The 21,972-nt window shown below is 50.9% G+C and carries 18 protein-coding genes, 2 tRNA genes and 3 other RNA genes; 15 read left to right on the top strand and 8 right to left on the bottom strand.

Features of this window, described 5'->3' with window-relative positions; translation table 11 throughout:
* Positions 1-69 precede the first annotated feature (69 nt).
* On the top strand, positions 70-2,751 hold the full coding sequence (gene adhE / locus M1D91_RS10280; protein ID WP_437430491.1) for a bifunctional acetaldehyde-CoA/alcohol dehydrogenase: 2,682 nt from the start codon (positions 70-72) through the stop codon (positions 2,749-2,751).
* Between the two features lie 67 nt (positions 2,752-2,818).
* Here the strand turns inward: adhE and tdk are convergent, their stop codons facing one another.
* Positions 2,819-3,433: a thymidine kinase gene (tdk, locus tag M1D91_RS10275; RefSeq protein WP_437430490.1), complete on the bottom strand. Its 615-nt coding sequence runs from the start codon at positions 3,431-3,433 to the stop codon at positions 2,819-2,821.
* Positions 3,434-3,984: 551 nt separating this feature from the next.
* Here tdk and hns point away from each other — a divergent pair.
* On the top strand, positions 3,985-4,398 hold the full coding sequence (gene hns / locus M1D91_RS10270; protein WP_437430489.1) for a histone-like nucleoid-structuring protein H-NS: 414 nt from the start codon (positions 3,985-3,987) through the stop codon (positions 4,396-4,398).
* Between the two features lie 200 nt (positions 4,399-4,598).
* Here hns and galU read toward each other — a convergent pair whose 3' ends face one another.
* The 3 genes from galU to rssA form a co-directional block, all read right to left on the bottom strand.
* A complete protein-coding gene (gene galU / locus M1D91_RS10265) occupies positions 4,599-5,510 on the bottom strand; it encodes a UTP--glucose-1-phosphate uridylyltransferase GalU (protein ID WP_437430488.1) in 912 nt (303 codons plus the stop codon).
* Between the two features lie 196 nt (positions 5,511-5,706).
* Complete coding sequence (gene rssB, locus M1D91_RS10260; RefSeq protein ID WP_437430556.1) at positions 5,707-6,720, bottom strand: two-component system response regulator RssB; 1,014 nt, start codon at positions 6,718-6,720, stop codon at positions 5,707-5,709.
* 92 nt (positions 6,721-6,812) lie between these two features.
* Positions 6,813-7,733 (bottom strand): patatin-like phospholipase RssA, encoded by a 921-nt coding sequence (gene rssA / locus M1D91_RS10255; protein WP_437430487.1) that lies wholly within the window; start codon positions 7,731-7,733, stop codon positions 6,813-6,815.
* A 112-nt stretch (positions 7,734-7,845) separates the two neighbouring features.
* Here rssA and M1D91_RS10250 point away from each other — a divergent pair, with 112 nt between their 5' ends.
* The 7 genes from M1D91_RS10250 (at position 7,846) to M1D91_RS10220 (ending at position 10,090) form a co-directional block, all read left to right on the top strand.
* The gene (locus tag M1D91_RS10250) at positions 7,846-8,304 is read left to right on the top strand and encodes a YchJ family protein (protein WP_437430486.1); all 459 of its coding nucleotides are present in this window, start codon (positions 7,846-7,848) and stop codon (positions 8,302-8,304) included.
* Positions 8,305-8,353: 49 nt separating this feature from the next.
* Positions 8,354-9,196 carry a formyltetrahydrofolate deformylase gene (gene purU / locus M1D91_RS10245; RefSeq protein WP_437430485.1) on the top strand — a complete coding sequence of 281 codons (843 nt, stop codon included), beginning with the start codon at positions 8,354-8,356 and terminating at the stop codon, positions 9,194-9,196.
* Positions 9,197-9,357: 161 nt separating this feature from the next.
* Positions 9,358-9,442: transfer RNA gene (locus M1D91_RS10240), tRNA-Tyr, on the top strand.
* Positions 9,443-9,471: 29 nt separating this feature from the next.
* A tRNA-Tyr gene (locus tag M1D91_RS10235) sits at positions 9,472-9,556 on the top strand.
* Between the two features lie 47 nt (positions 9,557-9,603).
* Positions 9,604-9,734, top strand: a non-coding RNA gene (locus M1D91_RS10230) — RtT sRNA.
* A 47-nt stretch (positions 9,735-9,781) separates the two neighbouring features.
* Positions 9,782-9,912, top strand: a non-coding RNA gene (locus tag M1D91_RS10225) — RtT sRNA.
* Between the two features lie 47 nt (positions 9,913-9,959).
* Positions 9,960-10,090: non-coding RNA, RtT sRNA (locus M1D91_RS10220), on the top strand.
* Positions 10,091-10,251: 161 nt separating this feature from the next.
* Here the strand turns inward: M1D91_RS10220 and pntB are convergent.
* Both pntB and pntA read right to left on the bottom strand, forming a co-directional pair.
* Positions 10,252-11,640, bottom strand: a complete 1,389-nt coding sequence (gene pntB / locus M1D91_RS10215; RefSeq protein WP_437430484.1) for a Re/Si-specific NAD(P)(+) transhydrogenase subunit beta — start codon at positions 11,638-11,640, stop codon at positions 10,252-10,254.
* 10 nt (positions 11,641-11,650) lie between these two features.
* Positions 11,651-13,180, bottom strand: a complete 1,530-nt coding sequence (gene pntA, locus M1D91_RS10210; RefSeq protein ID WP_437430483.1) for a Re/Si-specific NAD(P)(+) transhydrogenase subunit alpha — start codon at positions 13,178-13,180, stop codon at positions 11,651-11,653.
* Between the two features lie 521 nt (positions 13,181-13,701).
* On the opposite strand from pntA, the gene ydgH reads away from it, so the two are divergent.
* From ydgH to folM, 3 genes are all read left to right on the top strand, one after another.
* Positions 13,702-14,646: a DUF1471 family protein YdgH gene (gene ydgH / locus M1D91_RS10205; RefSeq protein WP_437430482.1), complete on the top strand. Its 945-nt coding sequence runs from the start codon at positions 13,702-13,704 to the stop codon at positions 14,644-14,646.
* Positions 14,647-14,824: 178 nt separating this feature from the next.
* Entirely contained in the window at positions 14,825-16,207 is a 1,383-nt protein-coding gene (locus M1D91_RS10200) for an amino acid permease (RefSeq protein ID WP_437430481.1), read from the top strand.
* A gap of 33 nt (positions 16,208-16,240) precedes the next feature.
* On the top strand, positions 16,241-16,963 hold the full coding sequence (folM, locus tag M1D91_RS10195; protein WP_437430480.1) for a dihydromonapterin reductase: 723 nt from the start codon (positions 16,241-16,243) through the stop codon (positions 16,961-16,963).
* On the opposite strand, the gene M1D91_RS10190 is transcribed toward folM, so the two are convergent.
* Complete coding sequence (locus M1D91_RS10190) at positions 16,960-17,295, bottom strand: GlpM family protein (RefSeq protein ID WP_437430479.1); 336 nt, start codon at positions 17,293-17,295, stop codon at positions 16,960-16,962. The two genes, folM and M1D91_RS10190, sit on opposite strands and share 4 nt — an antisense overlap.
* Before the next feature lie 127 nt (positions 17,296-17,422).
* Here M1D91_RS10190 and rstA point away from each other — a divergent pair, with 127 nt between their 5' ends.
* The 3 genes from rstA (at position 17,423) to tus (ending at position 20,461) form a co-directional block, all read left to right on the top strand.
* The gene (gene rstA, locus M1D91_RS10185; RefSeq protein ID WP_437430478.1) at positions 17,423-18,139 is read left to right on the top strand and encodes a two-component system response regulator RstA; all 717 of its coding nucleotides are present in this window, start codon (positions 17,423-17,425) and stop codon (positions 18,137-18,139) included.
* A gap of 26 nt (positions 18,140-18,165) precedes the next feature.
* On the top strand, positions 18,166-19,455 hold the full coding sequence (rstB, locus tag M1D91_RS10180) for a two-component system sensor histidine kinase RstB (RefSeq protein WP_437430477.1): 1,290 nt from the start codon (positions 18,166-18,168) through the stop codon (positions 19,453-19,455).
* Positions 19,456-19,531: 76 nt separating this feature from the next.
* On the top strand, positions 19,532-20,461 hold the full coding sequence (tus, locus tag M1D91_RS10175; protein ID WP_437430476.1) for a DNA replication terminus site-binding protein: 930 nt from the start codon (positions 19,532-19,534) through the stop codon (positions 20,459-20,461).
* Here the strand turns inward: tus and fumC are convergent.
* Positions 20,458-21,858, bottom strand: a complete 1,401-nt coding sequence (gene fumC, locus M1D91_RS10170) for a class II fumarate hydratase (protein WP_437430475.1) — start codon at positions 21,856-21,858, stop codon at positions 20,458-20,460. The genes tus and fumC overlap by 4 nt on opposite strands.
* Positions 21,859-21,972 lie beyond the last annotated feature (114 nt).

Below are 21,972 nucleotides of genomic sequence, written 5' to 3'. Positions count from 1 at the left end.
CAGCCTGACTATACTGTCGTATTCACCAGCTGGTTTACTAGAAGAGTTTAACATTATCAGGAGAGCATTATGGCTGTTACTAATGTCGCTGAACTTAACGCACTCGTAGAGCGCGTAAAAAAAGCCCAGCGTGAATATGCCAACTTTACTCAAGAACAAGTTGACAAAATCTTCCGCGCCGCCGCTCTGGCAGCAGCTGATGCCCGCATCCCCCTCGCTAAAATGGCCGTTGCCGAATCCGGCATGGGTATCGTTGAAGATAAAGTGATTAAAAACCACTTCGCTTCAGAATATATCTATAACGCCTATAAAGATGAGAAGACCTGCGGCGTCCTCGACGAAGATGACACCTTTGGTACCATCACCATCGCTGAACCTATTGGTATCATTTGCGGTATTGTTCCCACCACCAACCCAACCTCTACCGCTATCTTCAAATCGTTGATTAGCCTGAAGACGCGTAACGCTATTATCTTCTCCCCGCATCCGCGTGCTAAAGATGCGACCAACAAAGCAGCAGATATCGTGCTGCAGGCTGCTATTGCGGCCGGTGCGCCTAAAGATCTCATTGGCTGGATTGACCAACCCTCTGTTGAGCTGTCAAATGCATTGATGCATCACCCTGACATCAACCTGATCCTTGCGACCGGTGGTCCAGGTATGGTTAAGGCAGCATACAGTTCCGGTAAGCCTGCTATCGGTGTAGGCGCTGGTAACACCCCTGTCGTCATTGATGAAACGGCAGATATCAAACGCGCTGTTGCCTCTGTTCTGATGTCAAAAACTTTCGATAACGGCGTAATCTGTGCGTCTGAACAGTCTGTCGTGGTTGTTGACGCGGTGTATGATGCAGTTCGCGAACGTTTCGCCAGCCACGGTGGCTATCTGCTTCAGGGTAAAGAGTTGAAAGCAGTTCAGGACATTATCCTGAAAAATGGTGCGCTGAACGCCGCCATCGTGGGTCAACCGGCCTACAAAATTGCTGAACTGGCAGGCTTTACGGTTCCAGCATCCACCAAGATTTTAATTGGCGAAGTCACCGTTGTTGATGAGAGCGAGCCTTTTGCTCATGAAAAACTGTCGCCAACGCTTGCTATGTACCGTGCAAAAGATTTTGATGACGCGGTTGTTAAAGCAGAAAAACTGGTTGCAATGGGCGGTATCGGTCACACATCCTGCCTTTACACCGACCAGGATAACCAGCCAGCACGTGTACAGAAATTCGGCGCGGAAATGAAAACCGCACGTATCCTGATTAACACCCCTGCCTCTCAGGGTGGTATCGGTGACCTTTATAACTTCAAACTCGCACCTTCCCTGACACTGGGTTGTGGTTCCTGGGGTGGTAACTCCATCTCTGAAAACGTTGGTCCGAAACACCTGATCAACAAAAAAACCGTTGCTAAGCGAGCTGAAAACATGTTGTGGCATAAACTTCCGAAATCTATCTACTTCCGCCGTGGCTCTCTGCCCATCGCGCTGGATGAAGTGATTACTGATGGTCACAAACGCGCGCTGATCGTGACTGACCGCTTCCTGTTTAACAATGGCTATGCTGACCAGATCACCTCTGTTCTGAAAGCAGCGGGTGTGGAAACAGAAGTCTTCTTTGAAGTTGAAGCCGATCCGACCCTGACCGTTGTGCGTAAAGGCGCTGAGCTCGCTAACTCCTTTAAACCAGACGTCATTATCGCCCTGGGCGGTGGTTCCCCGATGGACGCCGCGAAAATTATGTGGGTGATGTACGAACACCCGGAAACCCACTTCGAAGAACTGGCGCTGCGCTTTATGGATATCCGTAAACGTATCTATAAGTTCCCGAAAATGGGTGTGAAAGCGAAAATGGTGGCTGTTACCACGACCTCAGGTACGGGTTCAGAAGTGACACCGTTCGCCGTGGTAACTGACGATGCAACGGGTCAGAAATACCCGCTGGCTGACTACGCGTTGACCCCGGATATGGCCGTTGTTGATGCCAACCTGGTCATGGATATGCCGAAATCCCTGTGCGCCTTTGGCGGGCTGGATGCGGTTACCCACGCACTCGAAGCCTACGTGTCTGTTCTGGCCTCTGAGTTCTCTGACGGTCAGGCTCTGCAGGCTCTGAAATTGCTCAAAGAGAACCTGCCAGCGTCTTACCATGAAGGGTCCCGGAATCCGGTTGCCCGTGAGCGTGTACATAGTGCAGCCACCATCGCTGGTATCGCGTTTGCTAACGCCTTCCTCGGTGTGTGTCACTCCATGGCGCACAAACTGGGTTCTCAGTTCCACATTCCGCACGGTCTGGCTAACGCCCTGCTGATTGGTAACGTTATCCGCTACAACGCGAATGATAACCCGACCAAACAGACTGCCTTCAGCCAGTACGACCGTCCGCAGGCTCGTCGTCGCTACGCTGAGATTGCTGACCATCTTGGCTTAACCTCCCCGGGTGACCGTACCGCAGCGAAAATCGAGAAACTGCTGGCATGGCTGGACAGCATCAAAGCTGAACTTGGCATTCCGAAATCGATTCGTGAAGCTGGCGTTCAGGAAGCAGACTTCCTGGCCCATGTAGATAAGCTTTCCGAAGATGCCTTTGACGATCAGTGTACCGGTGCTAACCCACGCTATCCGCTGATCTCTGAACTGAAACAGATCCTTCTGGATACGTTCTACGGACGTGAATTCAAAGAAGGTGAAGTTGCTGACGTGAAAGCGGATCTGGTTAAAACAGACAAAGCTGACAAAAAAGCGAAAAAAACTGCTTAACTTAGCGTTGTAAATAAAAACCCGCCTGATGGCGGGTTTTTTTATACCTTCATGTGAAGAGGAATTCTTATCCTCTCACCCTCGCCTGAATGGCAGGCAGAGAACCCTCTGCAAGCGCCTCTTTATAGTGTTTACGGCAAACAGATACATATCGCTCGTTACCACCAATAACCACCTGTTCACCCTCGTTATAAGGGCGACCCTGATGGTCAAGTCTCAGGACCATGCTTGCTTTACGACCACAGAAACAGATGGTTTTAAGCTCCACGAGCTTATCTGACAAGGCAAGTAAATACTGGCTACCAGTGAAAAGCTCGCCTCTGAAATCGGTTCTCAGCCCATAGCAGAGTACCGGTATATCCAGATCGTCGACCACATCAGAAAGCTCATACACTTGCTGACGCGTTAAGAACTGGCTTTCATCAATAAGCACACAGTGGATTGGCTCACGGGTATGTTCAGCGCCGATTTCCTGTCTGAGCTGGCTGGTTTGATTAAACAGTCTGGCCGGGGACGATAACCCGATACGTGAACTCACTTTACCTGCGCCAAATCTGTCATCGATTTCTGCGGTATAAACGAGCGTGCGCATACCACGCTCCTGATAGTTATAGGAAGACTGCAGTAAGGCCGTAGACTTTCCGGCATTCATCGCAGAGTAATAGAAATAAAGTTGCGCCATTGCCCGCAAAACCTCAGTGAAAATGTGATATCCCGGCGCAGGATTGTATCATATTTTAACGTTATGCCTCGCCTCCCCTACCCGGCGGAAAGCATCTGAATTAGCCTTCGATAACGGTTAAGGCTTTACTTATTTGCTCACAACCCTGTTGCTGCCAAAGAAACATACAATAAATCGGGCGCATGCTTACGGCCTATTCTAAGGCCCGGAAATTAACGCCAGGCTTCGGAAACTATTAATGTTTTATCGCAGACGGTCCCGTTATCAACAACAATTAAAAAGGTTGATATTTATCCATAACACCCCCTGCAGTGCATGAGATAAACCGTGATTATCCCGGATAAAAATGAGTGTTGCCCTGCTGCTTATCTTTCTTTCTATATGCACCTTTCGTGCTTTTAACCGCTAAAAATTTAAGTTAACGGATTTAAGAAATGAACTAAATAAAGAGGAAATTTGAATTCCTTACATTCTCACCTATTGCACCTGAGAAATTAACGCTCTATTATTAGCCCAACAAACCACCCCAATATAAGTTTGAGATTACAAAGATGAGCGAAGCACTTAAAATTCTGAACAACATCCGTACTCTTCGTGCACAGGCAAGAGAATGCACCCTCGAAACCCTGGAAGAAATGCTGGAAAAATTAGAAGTTGTCGTTAATGAACGTCGTGAAGAAGAAAGCGCTGCAGCAGCTGAGATCGAAGAGCGTACTCGTAAACTGCAACAGTATCGCGAAATGCTGATTGCGGACGGTATTGATCCTAATGAACTGCTGAATAGCATGGTTACTGCGAAAACCGGTACTAAAGCTAAACGTGCTGCGCGCCCTGCTAAATATAGCTATGTTGATGAAAATGGCGAAACCAAAACCTGGACCGGCCAGGGCCGTACACCAGCGGTAATCAAAAAAGCCATGGATGAACAAGGCAAGCAACTGGACGACTTCCTGATTAAAGAGTAATAACCCCCTTTTCGAAAATCCCGCTAATGGCGGGATTTTTTTTGCCCATAATTGTTCAAAATATAAACCTGCTGAAGATTCCTGTGCATGCATGGCGCTTTTTAATCATGCCTGTATGTATGAGAGGCTATTCTGGTCATGCGTACAGGCAATAAAAAAGCCGGGAGGCATTCCCGGCTTTCAGGCTAAAACAGCGCAGATCAGGCTTTGGTGACGCCTAATTGGCTTTCCAGCCATGCTTTAAATTCTTCACCTAATGTATTGTGACGAATCCCGTATTCAACGAAGGCCTGCATATAGCCCAGTTTATTACCGCAGTCATGGCTTTTGCCTTTCATGTGGTAGGCTTCAACGGTTTCTTTCTCAATGAGCATATCGATGGCATCGGTCAGCTGAATTTCATCACCTGCGCCTGGAGGGGTCTTCGCCAGCAACGGCCAGATATGCTCGCTCAGGACATAGCGACCTACTACAGCCAGATTTGAAGGGGCAACGTCAGCCTTAGGCTTTTCAACGACACCCACCATCGGGACGCTATCACCTGGGTTGAGGGCCGCGCCTTTGCAATCGACAACGCCATAAGCAGTGACATCTGCGACCGGTTCAACCATGATTTGACTGGCACCGGTCTCATCAAAGCGTTTAATCATTTCTGCGAGGTTATCCTGCGAGAGGTCCGACTCAAACTCATCCAGAATGACGTCTGGCAGAATAACGGCAACAGGTTCATTCCCTACAACAGGGTGAGCACAAAGCACGGCGTGACCAAGGCCTTTAGCCAGTCCCTGACGTACCTGCATAATAGTGACGTGCGGTGGGCAAATAGACTGAACTTCTTCGAGCAGCTGGCGTTTTACGCGCTTTTCCAGCATGGCTTCAAGTTCAAAACTGGTATCGAAGTGGTTTTCGATTGAGTTTTTAGATGAATGCGTAACCAGAACAATTTCAGTAATACCCGCAGCAATACACTCATTTACGACGTACTGAATTAATGGCTTATCCACCAGCGGCAACATCTCTTTAGGAATCGCCTTTGTTGCTGGAAGCATCCTGGTTCCCAATCCCGCGACGGGGATAACTGCTTTTGTTACTTTTGAATTTATGGCAGCCATTAAAATCTCCTGATCTGTTCACGCGTTGAGCATGTTCATGTAATTACACGCGACTGAGTATATCAGTACCACCGGATCACACTGGTCTGAAAAGGGCGCGGTAACGTTTAATTAGGACTAATACGCAAAACTGTGGCGATAGTAGCACTCGTTGAAACGCGCAGGTAAAGCAATCTGCAATTTGCGTTGCGATTGCTCATTCCGCAGACAGCATTAAACGTAAACGGCCGCCTGCGCCCCAGACCTGGCACTCCCATGCATCACAACGCTGACTAAATTGGTTCAGATAAGTATTACCTAATGTACCTAATGGTACTCCACTACTGATCTGAACCTGGTGTTGACCTGTATTGAGTGTGGCATTAAGACCTGCCGAAACTAAAATAAGATTTTTTAAGTCGCTATGGTAATAACCAACCAACAGTGGAAATTGCCCCGGCAAATTTGCCTGCCGAAGCAGTTGGTTCACCTGTTTTAGTAAACTGCCCATTTCTGGTAGCCGTTGATGCTGGTGCGACAACTGCTCCTGGAGTAGCCCATTGAACAGTGCACGTAGTAATAACGCGGCCAGTACCCCGTTATTTCCTGCACGGGTTACGTCCAGGCAATAAAATGCAATGTCGTTTGATGAAATGGGGGCAATATCCAGAACGAGCCCAGGTTTATCGGCTGAAACAAGCTGTCGGTAATTGACCCTACAGCCTGACATCTGTTGTTGAACCGGCGGCTGTAACTCCTGCAACAGTTTTGCCGCCGCCTGCGGATTCTCCACCAGGGCATCCCAGTCCTGGAACAATTGCTCTTCTTCTTCTACCCGCGAATTAAACATGTTCGGGTATATACAGGCAAAAACGGTTTCCTTGAGGCGATTAAAGTCTTTAACCGGTTTGAGCAGAACATCCTGCACACCCAGCCTCAGCGCTTTAGCAATATCTGCCATGTTATCCGTTGCTGAAATGACAAGGATGGGCAGTTGTTGCCCTTGATTACGAAGTTGCTCGACCAGCTTCAGGCCGTTCATTCGTGGCATCGCAATATCACAAATCATCAGATCTGGCGACACGCTTTCCAGAATCTCAAGCGCAACGAGACCATCTTCTGCCAGCAAGGTTTCCGCGCCCAGAGACGAGAGCCAGGAATCCAGCAGAGAGCGGAAGACGGGCTCGTCTTCAACGATCATTATCTGTTTTCCTGCTAACGGCTGCGTCATCATTTCTCCCCTGACCTACGATAAATAAATAGTGGCATGTTTATCAGCAATCGCCTGTCAGATTTTGATTAAGTCACATAAAAAAACGAGGTTCATAACGATGTCCTCGCCAGTGGTAATAGTTCATCTATCTTTTTTTCCACCGCCAACTGACCAGCATGAATAGCTGCCTCAGCGCGATGGAAATCAAGCGTTGAAATTTGAGGACACAACGGCTGGATAAGTATATCCGGAGGATCGCCGGCCATACGATTGCGCTTAAGCCGGTTCTCAAGGACCTGAATGGACGTCGTCATGATTTCCATTGCAGTAGGCGCAATTACCGTTCGACGCGCCGTCATAGTGCCTAAACGCTCACGCAAACGTTCATGCCAACGCGGGGTTGCAACAGCGACGCCCTCCCCCTCTGCCTCTTCAGGGGCTGCAAGATTAACGGAAAACAGATCCTGTTGCATGAGATGTGCATCATGTTGCAAATCAACCGCGATCACGATATCCGCACCTAATGCACGCGTTAGCGAGACCGGCACCGGATTGACCACCGCGCCATCCACCAGCCAGTAGCCATTGTGGGACACGGGTGCCATTAAGCCAGGTATACTGCAAGAGGCCCGCACTGCCTGATGGAGGTCGCCCTCTGTAAACCATATTTCACGACCTGTACTCAGGTTGGTTGCTACCGTGCCAAATTTTAGCTGGCTCTCAGCAAAAGAGGTTTGTGGAAGGATCTGCCGGTAATGCTTGAATACACGCTCTCCCCTTAAGAATCCACCACGCCGCCAGGAGACATCCATTAACTTCAGGACATCCCAGTAGCTGAAGGCACGCACCCAGGTTTCAAGTTCAGGCAATTTACCACACGCGAAGGCTGCACCTACCAGCGAACCGATGGAGCACCCTGCCACAACATCAATGTGTATTCCTGCTCGCTGTAATGCATTGATCACACCAATATGCGACCATCCTCTGGCAGAACCAGAGCCCAACGCCAGCCCAATTTTTACGCTTCTCATTACCTGGATGTCTTTCCCCCGGAACGACTGGCATAGCCACAACGCCACAGCTCAGTTAACATATCCACTACCCTGGCTTACAATGCCATTCTATCTGTTCAGGAAGTTCATTGTGTCTCAACGTTGTCCCTGCGGTAGCGCAGTGGAGTATAGCCTATGTTGCCAGCGTTATCTGTCTGGTACGCAGGTTGCGCCGAATCCATCACAACTTATGCGCTCCCGCTATACCGCATTTGTGCTCAGGCAAGCGGATTATCTTATCAATACCTGGCATCCGGTTTGTCAGGCCGCTGCTTTGCGCGAGGATATTGAATCAGGTTTTGCCCGTACGCAATGGCTGGGGCTGACGATATTTGAGACTGCGCCCGGCACAAATGAGAACGAAGGTTATGTCAGCTTCGTTGCTCGCTATATTGAGGATGATAGACCTGGCGCCATAATTGAACGCTCCCGATTCTTAAAAGAGAACGGTCGATGGTACTATATCGATGGCAAGCGACCGCTCATAGGCCGCAATGACCCTTGTCCTTGTGGTTCACAGAAGAAATTCAAGAAGTGCTGCGGGCAATAAGCTCAGCGTCACCCCCATAGCAAACATCATCAACAGGATTTACCCGGCAATGCATTCACTACAACGTAAAATACTGCGCACTATCTGCCCTGACCAGAAAGGCCTTATCGCGCGAATTACTAACATCTGCTACAAACACGAACTGAACATTGTGCAAAACAATGAGTTTGTCGATCACCGAACCGGGCGCTTCTTTATGCGTACCGAACTTGAAGGCATCTTTAATGATGCCACGCTGCTGGCCGATCTCGATAGCGCGTTGCCCGAAGGATCCGTGAGGGAATTAAACCCGGCAGGTCAGCGTCGCGTTGTAATTCTGGTGACAAAAGAGGCGCATTGCCTGGGCGATCTGTTAATGAAAGCCAACTACGGTGGGCTGGATATTGATATCGCTGCGGTGATTGGTAATCATGAAACGCTGCGCACGCTGGTCGAACGTTTCGATATTCCCTTTGAACTGGTGAGCCACGAGGGTCTGACCCGCGAAGAGCATGACAACAAAATGGCGGAAGCCATCGAAGCGCATCAGCCCGACTATGTTGTTCTGGCAAAATATATGCGCGTTCTGACGCCTGGTTTCGTCTCTCGCTTCCCGAACAAAATTATTAATATTCACCACTCCTTCCTTCCGGCCTTTATCGGTGCCCGACCGTACCATCAGGCTTATGAGCGTGGCGTGAAGATTATTGGCGCTACCGCGCATTATGTTAATGATAATCTTGATGAGGGTCCGATTATTATGCAGGACGTCATCCATGTTGATCACACCTACACTGCGGAAGATATGATGCGTGCAGGACGCGACGTCGAGAAAAACGTGCTTAGCCGCGCCCTCTACCAGGTTCTCGCCCAGCGTGTTTTCGTATACGGCAACAGAACGATCATTCTTTGATGCTAATGAAATGAATTGATTAGGTTTACTGCGTTACGGATGAAAAGTACGCAAACGGTTCATTTCCGCCAAAGGAAAGCTTTACAGCGGCGCGTCATTTGATATGATGCGCCCCGCTTCCCGATAAGGAAGCAGGCCAGTAGTATTATGCATTACCCCGTGGTGGGGTTCCCGAGCGGCCAAAGGGAGCAGACTGTAAATCTGCCGTCATCGACTTCGAAGGTTCGAATCCTTCCCCCACCACCATCTCACTTCATGCAATATCAATTACCCCTGGTGGGGTTCCCGAGCGGCCAAAGGGAGCAGACTGTAAATCTGCCGTCATCGACTTCGAAGGTTCGAATCCTTCCCCCACCACCATCACTTTCCTGCAGCACCTCAGCAAAAATCAAATTTCTCTACCTCATATTCTGCCCGGGCGGGGAAGGATGAGAAGCTTTGATTAAGGTTCGATTCGAGCGACGCGAGAAAGCGTTGCCGCAGGCAACGACCCGAAGGGCGAGTCGCTATGCGACGAGTCATCCTTCCCCCACCACCATCACTTTCCTGCAGCACCTCAGCAAAAATAAATTTTCTCTACCTCATATTCTGCCCGGGCGGGGAAGGATGAGAAGCTTTGATTAAGGTTCGATTCGAGCGACGCGAGAAAGCGTTGCCGCAGGCAACGACCCGAAGGGCGAGTCGCTATGCGACGAGTCATCCTTCCCCCACCACCATCACTTCCCTGCAGCACCTCAGCAAAAATCAAATTTCTCTACCTCATATTCTGCCCGTGCGGGGAAGGATGAGAAGCTTTGATTAAGGTTCAATTCGAGCGACGCGAGAAAGCGTTGCCGCAGGCAGCGACCCGAAGGGCGAGTCGCTATGCGATGAGTCATCCTTCCCCCAGCGCTGTCTCTCTTAAGTAATCCCCCAACATCAATAAACACGCATCAATCCCCCCACACTTTGTTAAATGTCGGCGGGGTTTAAGTAAAAGCGATGCGCTGCAATGCCGGATTGTGGGCATAAAAAAGCCGCCCGCGAAACACGGGCGGCTGTCATCGTTCAGGGCACTACAACGCTTTCAGAATGGCATCAACCGTGGCTTTCGCATCGCCAAACAGCATTTGGGTATTCTCTTTGAAGAAAAGCGGGTTCTGCACACCAGCGTACCCGGTGTTCATTGAGCGCTTAAACACAATGACATTCTGCGCTTTCCAGACTTCAAGTACCGGCATGCCTGCAATAGGACTGCCAGGATCATCCTGCGCCGCAGGGTTAACGGTGTCGTTGGCACCGATTACCAGTACGGTATCGGTATCGGCGAAATCATCGTTAATCTCATCCATTTCCAGCACGATATCGTAAGGCACTTTGGCTTCGGCAAGAAGTACGTTCATGTGCCCGGGCAGGCGACCTGCAACCGGATGAATACCAAAGCGAACCTTAATCCCGCGGGCACGCAGTTTCTCCGTGATCTCGGCTACCGGGTACTGCGCCTGTGCTACGGCCATACCATAGCCCGGAGTGATGATAACGGAGTGAGAGTTTTTCAGCATTTCTGCTGTCTCTTCCGCGTTGATCTCACGGTGTTCGCCAACTTCTTCAGATGCCCCGGTAGACGAACCATCGGTTCCAAAACCACCTGCAATAACGCTGATGAACGATCGGTTCATGGCTTTGCACATGATGTAGGAGAGAATGGCCCCGGAGGAACCCACCAGCGCGCCGGTAACGATCAGCAGGTCATTGCTCAACATAAAGCCGGCAGCGGCCGCGGCCCAACCGGAATAGGAGTTGAGCATTGAGACGACAACCGGCATATCCGCACCACCAATTGAAGCCACCAGATGCCAGCCGAAGACCAGTGCAATCGCGGTCATCAGTAGCAGCGCCAGAACCTGAACCGCCACGCTCTCGGTGCGCACAAAAGCCATCAGCAACAGGAAAGAGACCACCAGCGCGGCCAGATTCAGCTTGTGTCGATGAGGCAACATCAGAGGCTTCGATGAAATTTTGCCGCACAATTTTCCAAACGCAACCACCGACCCGGTAAAGGTAACGGCACCAATAAAAATACCGAGGAAAACTTCGGTCAGGTGAATGTTCACCAGAATCGGTTCCAGACCTGGCTCGTGATACAGGTAGCTGTTAAAGCCCACCAGTACAGCCGCAAGACCGACAAAGCTGTGCAGGATGGCAACCAGCTCAGGCATTTCGGTCATTTCAACTTTACGGGCAAGACGAATACCAATCGCACCACCAATGATCATCGCCACCAGGATCCATGCCACGTTTCCGGTGTCAGGGCCAAAAATGGTGGCAATGAGCGCAATCGCCATCCCTGCCACACCGAAACGGTTCCCTTGCTGGGAGGTCTCATGTTTCGAAAGCCCGGCCAGACTGAAAATAAACAGGATCGCGGCAACAATGTATGCAGCAGTAACTAATCCTCCAGACATGTGCTACCCCTTAGTTCTTCCGGAACATTTTCAGCATGCGCTGAGTGACGGTGAAACCACCGAAAATATTAATGCTGGCGATGAGGACAGCGATGAAGCTCAGGAAGCTGACCCATCCACCATGACCAATCTGCAAGAGTGCGCCGACCACAATAATGCCAGAGATAGCATTGGTGACTGACATCAACGGCGTGTGCAGTGCATGGGAAACGTTCCATACTACGTAGTAACCCACGACGCAGGCTAACGCGAAGACGGTAAAGTGACCGAGGAACTCTTTTGGCGCAACATCAGCAAGCCAGCCAAACAGCACAATGACCAGCGCCATCACACCATATTTAAACCAGGGAGAGGTGGGTTGGGCCTCAGGCTTTTCAGCCGGAGCTGCTTTTGCCGCCGCTTTTGGCTGTGCTGAAACCTGAATGGGGGGCGCCGGCCAGGTGACTTCACCATCACGAATTACCGTGACGCCACGCACTACAACATCGTCAAAATCAATAACCACATTGCCGTCCTTCTCTTTACAGAGAAGTTTCAGCAGGTTCACGAGGTTGGTACCGTACAACTGGGAAGACTGAGCGGCCAGACGGCCCGGCAGGTCGGTATAACCAATGATTTTTACGCCGTTTGCGGTGGTTACCACCTCATTCGCCACCGTGTATTCACAGTTACCGCCGTTTTGCGCAGCCAGATCAACCACTACGCTTCCGGGTTTCATGGAATCAACCATTTCGCGGGTGATTAACGTTGGCGCAGGTTTACCTGGGATAAGCGCGGTAGTAACGATGATATCGACATCTTTTGCCTGAGCGGCAAATAGCGCCATTTCAGCTTTAATGAAAGCCTCAGACATGACCTTCGCATAACCGTCGCCGCTACCGGCTTCTTCTTTGAAGTCCAGTTCAAGAAATTCAGCGCCCATACTCTGGACCTGTTCCTTCACTTCCGGACGCGTATCAAACGCGCGGACAATCGCACCGAGACTGTTTGCAGCCCCGATGGCGGCAAGTCCTGCCACGCCCGCACCTATCACCATCACTTTAGCTGGCGGCACTTTACCGGCAGCGGTAATTTGTCCGGTAAAGAAACGGCCAAATTCATGTGCTGCTTCAACGATGGCACGATAACCCGCGATATTCGCCATGGAGCTCAGGGCGTCCAGGGACTGAGCGCGGGAAATACGCGGCACCGAATCCATTGCCATTACGGTTACGTTACGCGCGGCCAGTTTTTCCATCAGTTCAGCATTTTGTGCAGGCCAGATAAAACTGACTAATGTCGTACCAGGATTAAGCAGCGCGATTTCATCCTCGTCAGGCGCATTCACCTTAAGAATGATATCTGAATGCCAGACCTCATTGCTGTCAACAACGCTTGCCCCTGCATGGGTAAACGCATGATCATCGAAACTTGCCAGCTTACCAGCGCCGCTTTCAATCGCGACGGTGAAACCCAGTTTAAGCAGTTGCTCGACCGTTTTCGGTGTTGCCGCTACACGAGTCTCATTGGCCAACCGTTCTTTTGGTACACCAATACGCATAGTTTTCCCTTCCATCGAGTTGAGATGATGGTTTGTCAGTGATGTCCGGGGAGCACCCTCACCTTTTATAGCGACAAACGGCGCCCCGCTAATTAAAAACGTAACAAACTTTCTATAACCTACTGAAAATTACGCTTGTGATCTAGCGCAGGGATCCAGAAATTCTTTTTTAATCTGTGAAAACGAGGCGGTTAACGGCGCAAACAGGGGAATCTCCCTTTATATCGTCAGAAAGGGCTGATATTCCGCTCATGAGGCCGGGCAAAACACAATTTATCTCCAGCAGGAAACATGATTTTAACAATACATTAACCTGGAAAAGGGGTAGGCTTTATTTGTTTTACCGGTCAAGCGCGTGTTTTTTCAACATATCATTAATCCTTATTATCAATGGCCTGGCGGGTAGCACACTCAGTGAAAAATGACGCAGACAGTCGTGCCGAATAAATGCCATAATCACCCACGTTTTTTGACTACAACTACACCAGTATCTGGTTTGCGCAAGGCGAAGGATTATTTTTATGAAGCATAAGTTTACCCTCCTGGCGTCAGCATTTCTGTCTGTAACGACCCTGTCTGCCCAGGCCGCGACAGAGTTAACCCCGGAGCAAGCAGCAGCGTTAAAACCCTACGATCGCATTGTGATAAATGGTCGTTATAACTCCATTGGCGATGCCGTGAACGCTGTTTCCAGCCGTGCGGATAAAGAAGGTGCAGCCTCTTTCTACGTTGTGGATATGTCCGACTTTGGTAACAGCGGGAACCAGCGTGTCAGCGCTGACCTTTACAAAGCAGATGCCCCAAAAGCCGATGCGATTAAATACCGTGTTATTAACGGCGTTACCGAACTGCCTAAAGATAAAGCCATTGAGCTGGAACCATTTGATACCGTCACGGTACAGGGTTTTTACCGTACTCAGCCCGATGTTAACGATGCGGTGACTAAGGCGGCGAAAGAGAAAGGTGCAGCTTCCTTCTATATTGTGCGTCAGGTTGATGCTAACCAGGGTGGAAACCAGCTTATTACAGCGTATCTCTATAAAGCGGACGCTAAGAAACGTGTTCTGCAAAGCCCGGATGCCATTCCTCGTGACTCTGAAGCGGGTCGTGCTGCCCTTGCTAAAGGCGGCGAAGAAGCTAAAAAGGTAGAAATTCCAGGCGTAGCCACCAGTGCCACACCAAGCTACGAAGTGGGTCGTTTCTTTGAAACGCAGACGTCAAAAGCGGGTCGTTATACGGTTAATCTGCCGGATGGCACCAAAATTGAAGAAGTGAATAAAATTACCGCCGCGCAGATGATTCCTTTCGACAGCATTCAGTTCACCGGCAACTACGGCAATATGACTGAAATTTCTTATCAGGTTGCGAAACGTGCGGCGAAGAAAGGGGCCAAATACTACCATATCACCCGCCAGTGGCAGGAGAGCGGTAGCAACATCACTATCAGCGCAGACCTCTATAAATAATCCTTTCTTAAAGGCGGCCGACGTCGCCTTTTTTCATTTTTTCTGCAAATTTATGCAGACTCGCATTGCATGCCTTTCCGACACTCCGTAAAATCCCGCGCCTTAGTGAGATCCACCATTTTTATGCGCTCATGCAAAATAATTATTCTGGATTGAGTCCATTCTTGACAGGATACCCATGGAAAAGAAACTTGGCCTGAGCGCTTTAACTGCGCTGGTTCTTAGCTCAATGCTTGGCGCAGGTGTATTCAGCCTGCCACAAAATATGGCGGATGTTGCCAGTCCCGCCGCGTTGCTTATCGGTTGGGGTATTACCGGAGTCGGGATCCTGTTGCTGGCGTTTGCAATGCTGATTTTAACCCGCATCCGCCCCGATCTGGATGGTGGCATTTTTACCTATGCCCGCGAGGGGTTCGGTGAGCTTATCGGTTTTTGCTCTGCCTGGGGATACTGGTTATGCGCCGTGATAGCCAACGTTTCTTACCTGGTTATCGTTTTTTCAGCGTTAAGTTTCTTTACTGATACCCCGCAATGGCGTCTGTTTGGTGACGGCAATACGTGGCAATCCATTGTGGGCGCCTCCGTGTTGCTTTGGGTCGTGCATGCGCTTATTTTGCGCGGCGTGCAGACGGCTGCCAGCATCAATCTTGCCGCGACCCTGGCAAAACTGGTGCCGCTGGGCCTGTTTATCGTTCTGGCCGCCATTGCCTTCCACGCGGACACCTTCCGCCTGGATTTTTCCGGTGTCGCGCTGGGGGTTCCCGTTTGGGAGCAGGTGAAAAATACGATGCTCATCACGCTCTGGGTCTTCATTGGCGTTGAAGGGGCAGTTGTTGTCTCAGCCCGAGCCCGTAATAAGCAAGACGTTGGCCGAGCGACGTTAATGGCGGTTCTGGCTGCCCTTTCGGTCTATTTGCTGGTCACCCTGCTCTCTGTAGGCGTGATTTCCAGACCGGAACTGGCTGAAATGCGCAATCCGTCAATGGCGGGTCTGATGGTCAAATTAATGGGCTCCTGGGGCGATGTGGTCATTGCCGCCGGGCTGATTATTTCCGTATGTGGCGCCTATTTGAGCTGGACTATCATGGCCGCAGAGGTGCCGTTACTGGCTGCCACTCATCAAGCGTTTCCTCGTATCTTTACCAGGCAAAATAAAAATAGCGCTCCGGCGGCGTCGCTCTGGCTCACTAATATCAGCGTCCAGATCTGTTTAGTGCTGATCTGGCTCACAGGTTCTGATTACAACACGCTGCTGACTATTGCCTCAGAGATGATTCTGGTTCCTTATTTTCTGGTAGGTGCCTTTCTGTTCAGGATTGCACGTCGTCCACTGCACAGGGCCGTCTCTGTGGGGGCTTGTCTCTACGGACTGTGGCTGCTTTATGCTTCTGGCCCCCTGCATTTACTGTTATCGGTAGTACTTTATGCGCCAGGATTACTGGTATTTATGTATGCCCGACGCACACATGAAATCAGTAGCCCCCTTAAAGGCCGGGAAAAAGTGCTGATTGGTTTACTGCTGATGGCAGCCATTCCGGCCACGTGGAAGTTATTGGGGTAAGCGCGTCTTCCCCGTCATTACAGGAGAGAGCTGATGGGAAGACCAGATGAGCGACCGATTTTAATTACAGGAGGAGGCCGGCGCATTGGCCTCGCCCTTGCCCACCATTTTCTTAACCAGAGTCATGCCGTCATCGTCAGCTATCGCACGCGTTATGCGGCTATCGATCAACTGGAAAGCCAGGGCGCGCTGTGCATTCAGGCTGACTTCAGTACCGATGAAGGCATTCAGGCCTTTGCCCGGACAGTCAATGAGAACACCTCAGGATTGCGGGCAATGATTCACAACGCAAGCGACTGGAAAGCGGAAACGCGTGACACCTCGCTTAGTGATGTCCTCAGGAGTATGCTGCAGGTCCATGTCCACGCCCCCTACCTGCTGAACCACCTGCTGGAAGGCGCTTTGCGAGGTTATGGTCATGCAGCCAGCGATATCATTCATTTCACTGACTATGTCGTTGAACGAGGAAGTGATAAACACATTGCCTACGCAGCGAGTAAAGCCGCGCTGGATAATATGACCCGTTCTTTTGCGAAAAAGCTGTCCCCTGAGGTCAAGGTCAACGCTATTGCGCCGTCATTAATTTTGTTTAACGAAAACGATGATGCCCTTTACCGCCAGCAGGCGCTAAGTAAATCGCTCATGAAAATCGCGCCAGGCGAGAAAGAGATAATCGATCTTGTAGATTATCTGCTGACAAGTTGTTATGTCACGGGGCGCAGCTTTGCTGTTGATGGTGGTCGGCCGCTTCGTTAATGCATGCGGCTCCAGCAAAAAATGAGAAACCAGGCGCTGAGGCACCAGCAGAGCACCGCACCGCCCAGCGCAGGACCCACCCGCATAAAGCCGGTGAAATACCAGAGTGAGAGAAGATAGAGAAAGTACGGAATAATCGACCACATGCCAAACACGATGGTTGTTCGCAGCGCTTCAACTCCCCGTTCGCTAGCCACTATATAGTGAGCAATGAGGGCAAAGGTCGGAAACAGGGGTATTAAGCCAGCGATATAATAATTTTTTGTTTTTGCCAGCACGCCAATCAGCAGTACCACCAGCGCACCCAGCGCCGCTTTAATTACTAATCCCATATTTTTCCTGTACTTCATTAACAACAACAACCTACAGCATAACGGAACCCCCTTCGTTTAGAAAAGATTAATGGAAGGTTCAGACGAGGCAGTGTATGTTTGCCTTTTCGACTCATCACGATGACATATGAATAAGATCGTTTTTGTGGAAGATGACCCGGAAGTGGGCGCGTTGATTGCCGCTTATCTGGGAAAACACGATATGGATGTCATTGTTGAACCGCGTGGCGACCGTGCTGAAGACGTTATTACGCGCGAGAAGCCTGAGCTGGTACTGCTTGATATCATGCTGCCCGGAAAGGATGGCATGACCTTGTGCCGTGATTTGCGTAAGCAGTGGAGTGGACCTATCGTCCTTCTCACCTCGCTCGATAGCGACATGAACCATATTCTGTCCCTTGAGATGGGGGCGAACGATTACATTCTTAAAACCACTCCCCCTGCCGTGCTTCTTGCCCGTCTGCGCCTGCATTTGCGCCAGCGTGCGGAGGTGAACCAACAGGAGCCTGCTCCTGCTCTCAGGCAGCATAAGGCACTGTGCTTTGGCAGCTTATCCATTGATCCCGTCAACCGTCAGGTCACCCTCAGCGGCGAACAGGTTGTACTGTCGACAGCAGATTTCGATCTGTTGTGGGAGCTTGCGACCCACGCGGGTCAGATAATGGATCGCGATGCGCTACTTAAAAATCTGCGGGGTGTCACCTACGATGGAATGGACCGTAGTGTGGATGTCGCCATCTCTCGCTTGCGTAAAAAGCTACTCGATAGCGCCACCGAGCCCTATCGCATTAAAACCGTGCGCAATAAAGGCTACCTTTTTGCCCCACACGCCTGGGAAAGCTGAGTCCGGTTTCATTCGCAGGTGCCTTTATGAAAAAGCTTTTTGTACAGTTTTATCTGCTGCTGTTTGTCTGCTTTCTGGTTATGACCATGCTGGTAGGGTTAGTTTATAAATTTACCGCCGAGCGTGCAGGCCGACAGTCGCTGGATGATTTAATGAAAAGCTCGTTGTATCTCATGCGCAGTGAACTGCGTGAGATACCGCCTCATCAGTGGAACAAAACGCTAAAAGATCTGGATTTAAATCTGTCGTTCAATCTGCGTATTGAGCCGATGAGTAAGTACACCCTGGATCCCCCATCCGCACAGCGGATGCGCGAGGGGGACATTGTGGCCCTGGATTCAGAATATACCTTTATCCAGCGCATTCCGCGTAGCCACTATGTCCTGGCCGTAGGCCCCGTGCCCTATTTATTCTATATGCACGAAATGCGCATTCTGGATATCACACTGATGGTGTTTATCGCCATCTCACTCGCTTTTCCGGTTTTTATATGGATGCGTCCCCACTGGCAGGAGATGCTAAGGCTGGAGTCAGCGGCTCTGCGTTTTGGCGAAGGCCATCTTGAAGAACGTATCCATTTTGATAGCACTTCAAGCTTTGAGCGCCTCGGGATCGCCTTTAACCAAATGGCGGATAACATTAATGCCCTGATCGCGAGTAAAAAACAGCTGATTGATGGCATCGCTCATGAGTTACGTACCCCTCTGGTCAGGCTCCGTTACCGCCTTGAAATGAGCGATAATCTTAGCGACGGTGAACGCGCCGCCCTGAATCGCGATATTGGTCAACTGGAATCCCTGATAGAAGAGCTGCTCACCTACGCCCGCCTTGATCGACCGCAAAATGAGCTCAAACTGACCACACCGGACTTTACCGCGTGGATGACAAACTACATGGATGACCTGCGGATAGTGAATCCGGGTCATCAGCTGCTGCTCCACCACGATGCGGCGGATTATGGCGCCCTGGATATGCGTTTAATGGAGCGGGTGCTCGATAACCTGGTAAATAACGCCCTGCGCTACTGTGAAAGTACCGTAACCATAAATCTGACCCGCGACGGGACCGATGCAATATTGAGCGTCGAAGATGATGGGCCGGGCATTGCTACCGACGATCGTGAGCGGGTATTTGAACCTTTTGTTCGCCTTGACCCCAGCCGGGATCGCGCAACCGGTGGCTGCGGTCTGGGCCTTGCCATCGTACATTCCATCGCACAGGCGATGGGCGGTGAAGTGACCTGCGGCGAGGGATCGTCCGGCGGTGCGCAGTTCAGTTTTCGCTGGCCTGTTTATCATTTGATTGAATTGCCCTGAAAAGCCGCTGGCCATGCTGGTCAGGCGGCTACCCGCGTGCTATAAAAAAGCATGTTGTAACTAAAGGAGTGGCAGGATGGCAAGCTACGATCTTATTGAACGGTTGAACAGCACCTTTCGCCAGCTTGAACAGGAACTGGCAGCGTTTAACACCGAACTGGAAGCGTGCCGGCTGCTGGCGGGCCGGGTATTTTCACTGCCAGATATCGAAAAAGGGGCGGAGCACGATCCCCTGCCAGCGATTGAGGTGCAGCAGCATGTGGGTAAAGACGCAGCCGAACGTGCCCTTACACACTACAGGCATCTTTTTATTCAGCAACAATCGGAAAAGCGCAGCAGCAAAGCCGCCGTGCGTTTGCCGGGCGTTATTTGTTATCAGGCAGATGCCGTCAAACGGCACCGACTTGACGCTGCGGTCAACAGCATAAATTCGCTGAAAATGACCTTCGAGCGGATCGTCACCGTGGAATCGGGCCTCCCCTCGACCGCCCGTTTTGAATGGGTGCATCGCCACCTGCCTGGCTTAATTACGCTAAACGCCTACCGCACCCTCACCCTGATTCATGACCCTGCCACCCTGCGCTTTGGTTGGGCAAACAAGCACATCATCAAGAATTTCACCCGCGACGAGGTGCTCGCAATGCTCGATAAGAGCCGGAAATCCCCTCGCGCCGTTGCGCCCTGGACCCGGGAACAGTGGCAGGCGCGACTGGAGCAGGAGTATCAGGATATTGCCGCCCTGCCTCAGAAGGCGCGCCTCAAAATTAAACGACCGGTAAAAGTGCAGCCGATTGCACGGGTCTGGTATTCGGGATCGCAAAAACAGGTGCAGTATGCCTGCCCGACCCCCTTGATTGCGCTGGTTTCAGAAGAACACGGTGGAAAAGTACCGGATATAGGCGGCTTGCTAAATTATCAGGCAGACAGCGTTCAGCATCGTTACAAGCCACAAGCGCAGCCGTTGACGCTCATCATTCCCCGGCTGCACCTCTATGTTGCGGGTTAAACGGGCTTCATACTGCCCACCATCGACTCTGGACGCACCCAGCTGTCAAACTCGGCCTCCGTCAGGTAGCCGAGTGCCAGCGCAGAGGCTTTCAGGGTCAGGCCTTCTTTATGCGCCTTTTTGGCAATCTCCGCGGCTTTGTCATAGCCAATATGCGTATTAAGGGCAGTAACCAGCATCAGGGACTCATTAAGAAGCTGGTCGATACGCTCACGGTTCGGTTCAATTCCAGTAGCACAGTGTTCGTTAAAGCTTTCCATGCCATCCGCCAGCAGACGCACCGACTGCAGGAAGTTATGAATTACCATCGGACGAAAAACATTCAGCTCAAAGTTACCCGAAGCGCCGCCCATGTTGACCGCCACGTCATTGCCGAGCACCTGACAGCAGAGCATGGTCATCGCTTCACACTGCGTCGGGTTAACTTTACCCGGCATGATAGAGCTGCCTGGTTCGTTTTCCGGAAGCGAAATTTCGCCAATGCCGCAGCGCGGCCCAGAAGCAAGCCAGCGCACATCGTTAGCAATCTTCATCAGCGAGGCAGCCAGCCCTTTTAGCGCACCGTGCGCATGCACCAGCGCATCGCAAGTGGCCAGCGCCTCGAACTTATTGGGTGCGGTAATAAATGGCTGCTGAGTAAAGGATGCCAGTTCGTCAGCAACCCGTCTGGCATATTCAGGATGGGTATTAAGCCCGGTGCCCACCGCCGTTCCACCGAGCGCCAGTTCACTCAGATGCGGCAGACTCAGCTCAATATGCCTGAGATTATGTTCAAGCATGGCCACCCAACCGGAGATCTCCTGGCCCAGCGTAAGCGGGGTCGCATCCTGCAAATGGGTACGTCCGATTTTGACAATATGCGCAAAAGCAATGGCTTTCTCATTGAGCGTTTTTTTGAGGACGTGCAGCTCAGGGATCAAATGTTCGCGCAGGGCGATGATGGCCGCGACGTGCATGGCCGTCGGGAAAACGTCATTAGAACTCTGGCTTTTATTGACGTCATCGTTGGGATGGACCTTGCGCGCCATCCCGCGTTCGCCACCCAGAAGCTCACTGGCGCGGTTCGCCAGCACTTCATTCATGTTCATGTTGCTCTGGGTACCCGATCCGGTTTGCCAGATTGCCAGTGGAAACTCATCAGCGTGCTTACCGGCAAGCACTTCATCGGCGGCATCAATAATGGCGTTCGCCTTTTCTTGCGCCAGTAGCCCCAGATCATGGTTAACTTTCGCCGCCGCCCGTTTGGTCAGCGCCAGCGCGTTAATAAGCGAGACCGGCATTTTCTCTGTCGAAATGCGGAAATGTTCGAGGGATCGCTGGGTCTGTGCGCCCCACAGTTTGTCTGCCGGGACGTCAATTGCGCCCATCGAGTCTTTTTCACTACGATGCATAGTCATTACTTTCTCCCTGTTACAAAGTGATGTTGGGTACCGACATTGCTCACCTGCAAACAAAGCTTAAGTATTGATGCTAGTTATAAGAATGTTTATTGCTTCGTGCGCTTTCAGGCG

It is taken from the genome of Enterobacter sp. SA197, from assembly GCF_054131575.1.
The sequence above is the reverse complement of the archived record's forward strand: the minus strand, read 5'-3'. Positions and strand labels throughout refer to the sequence as shown.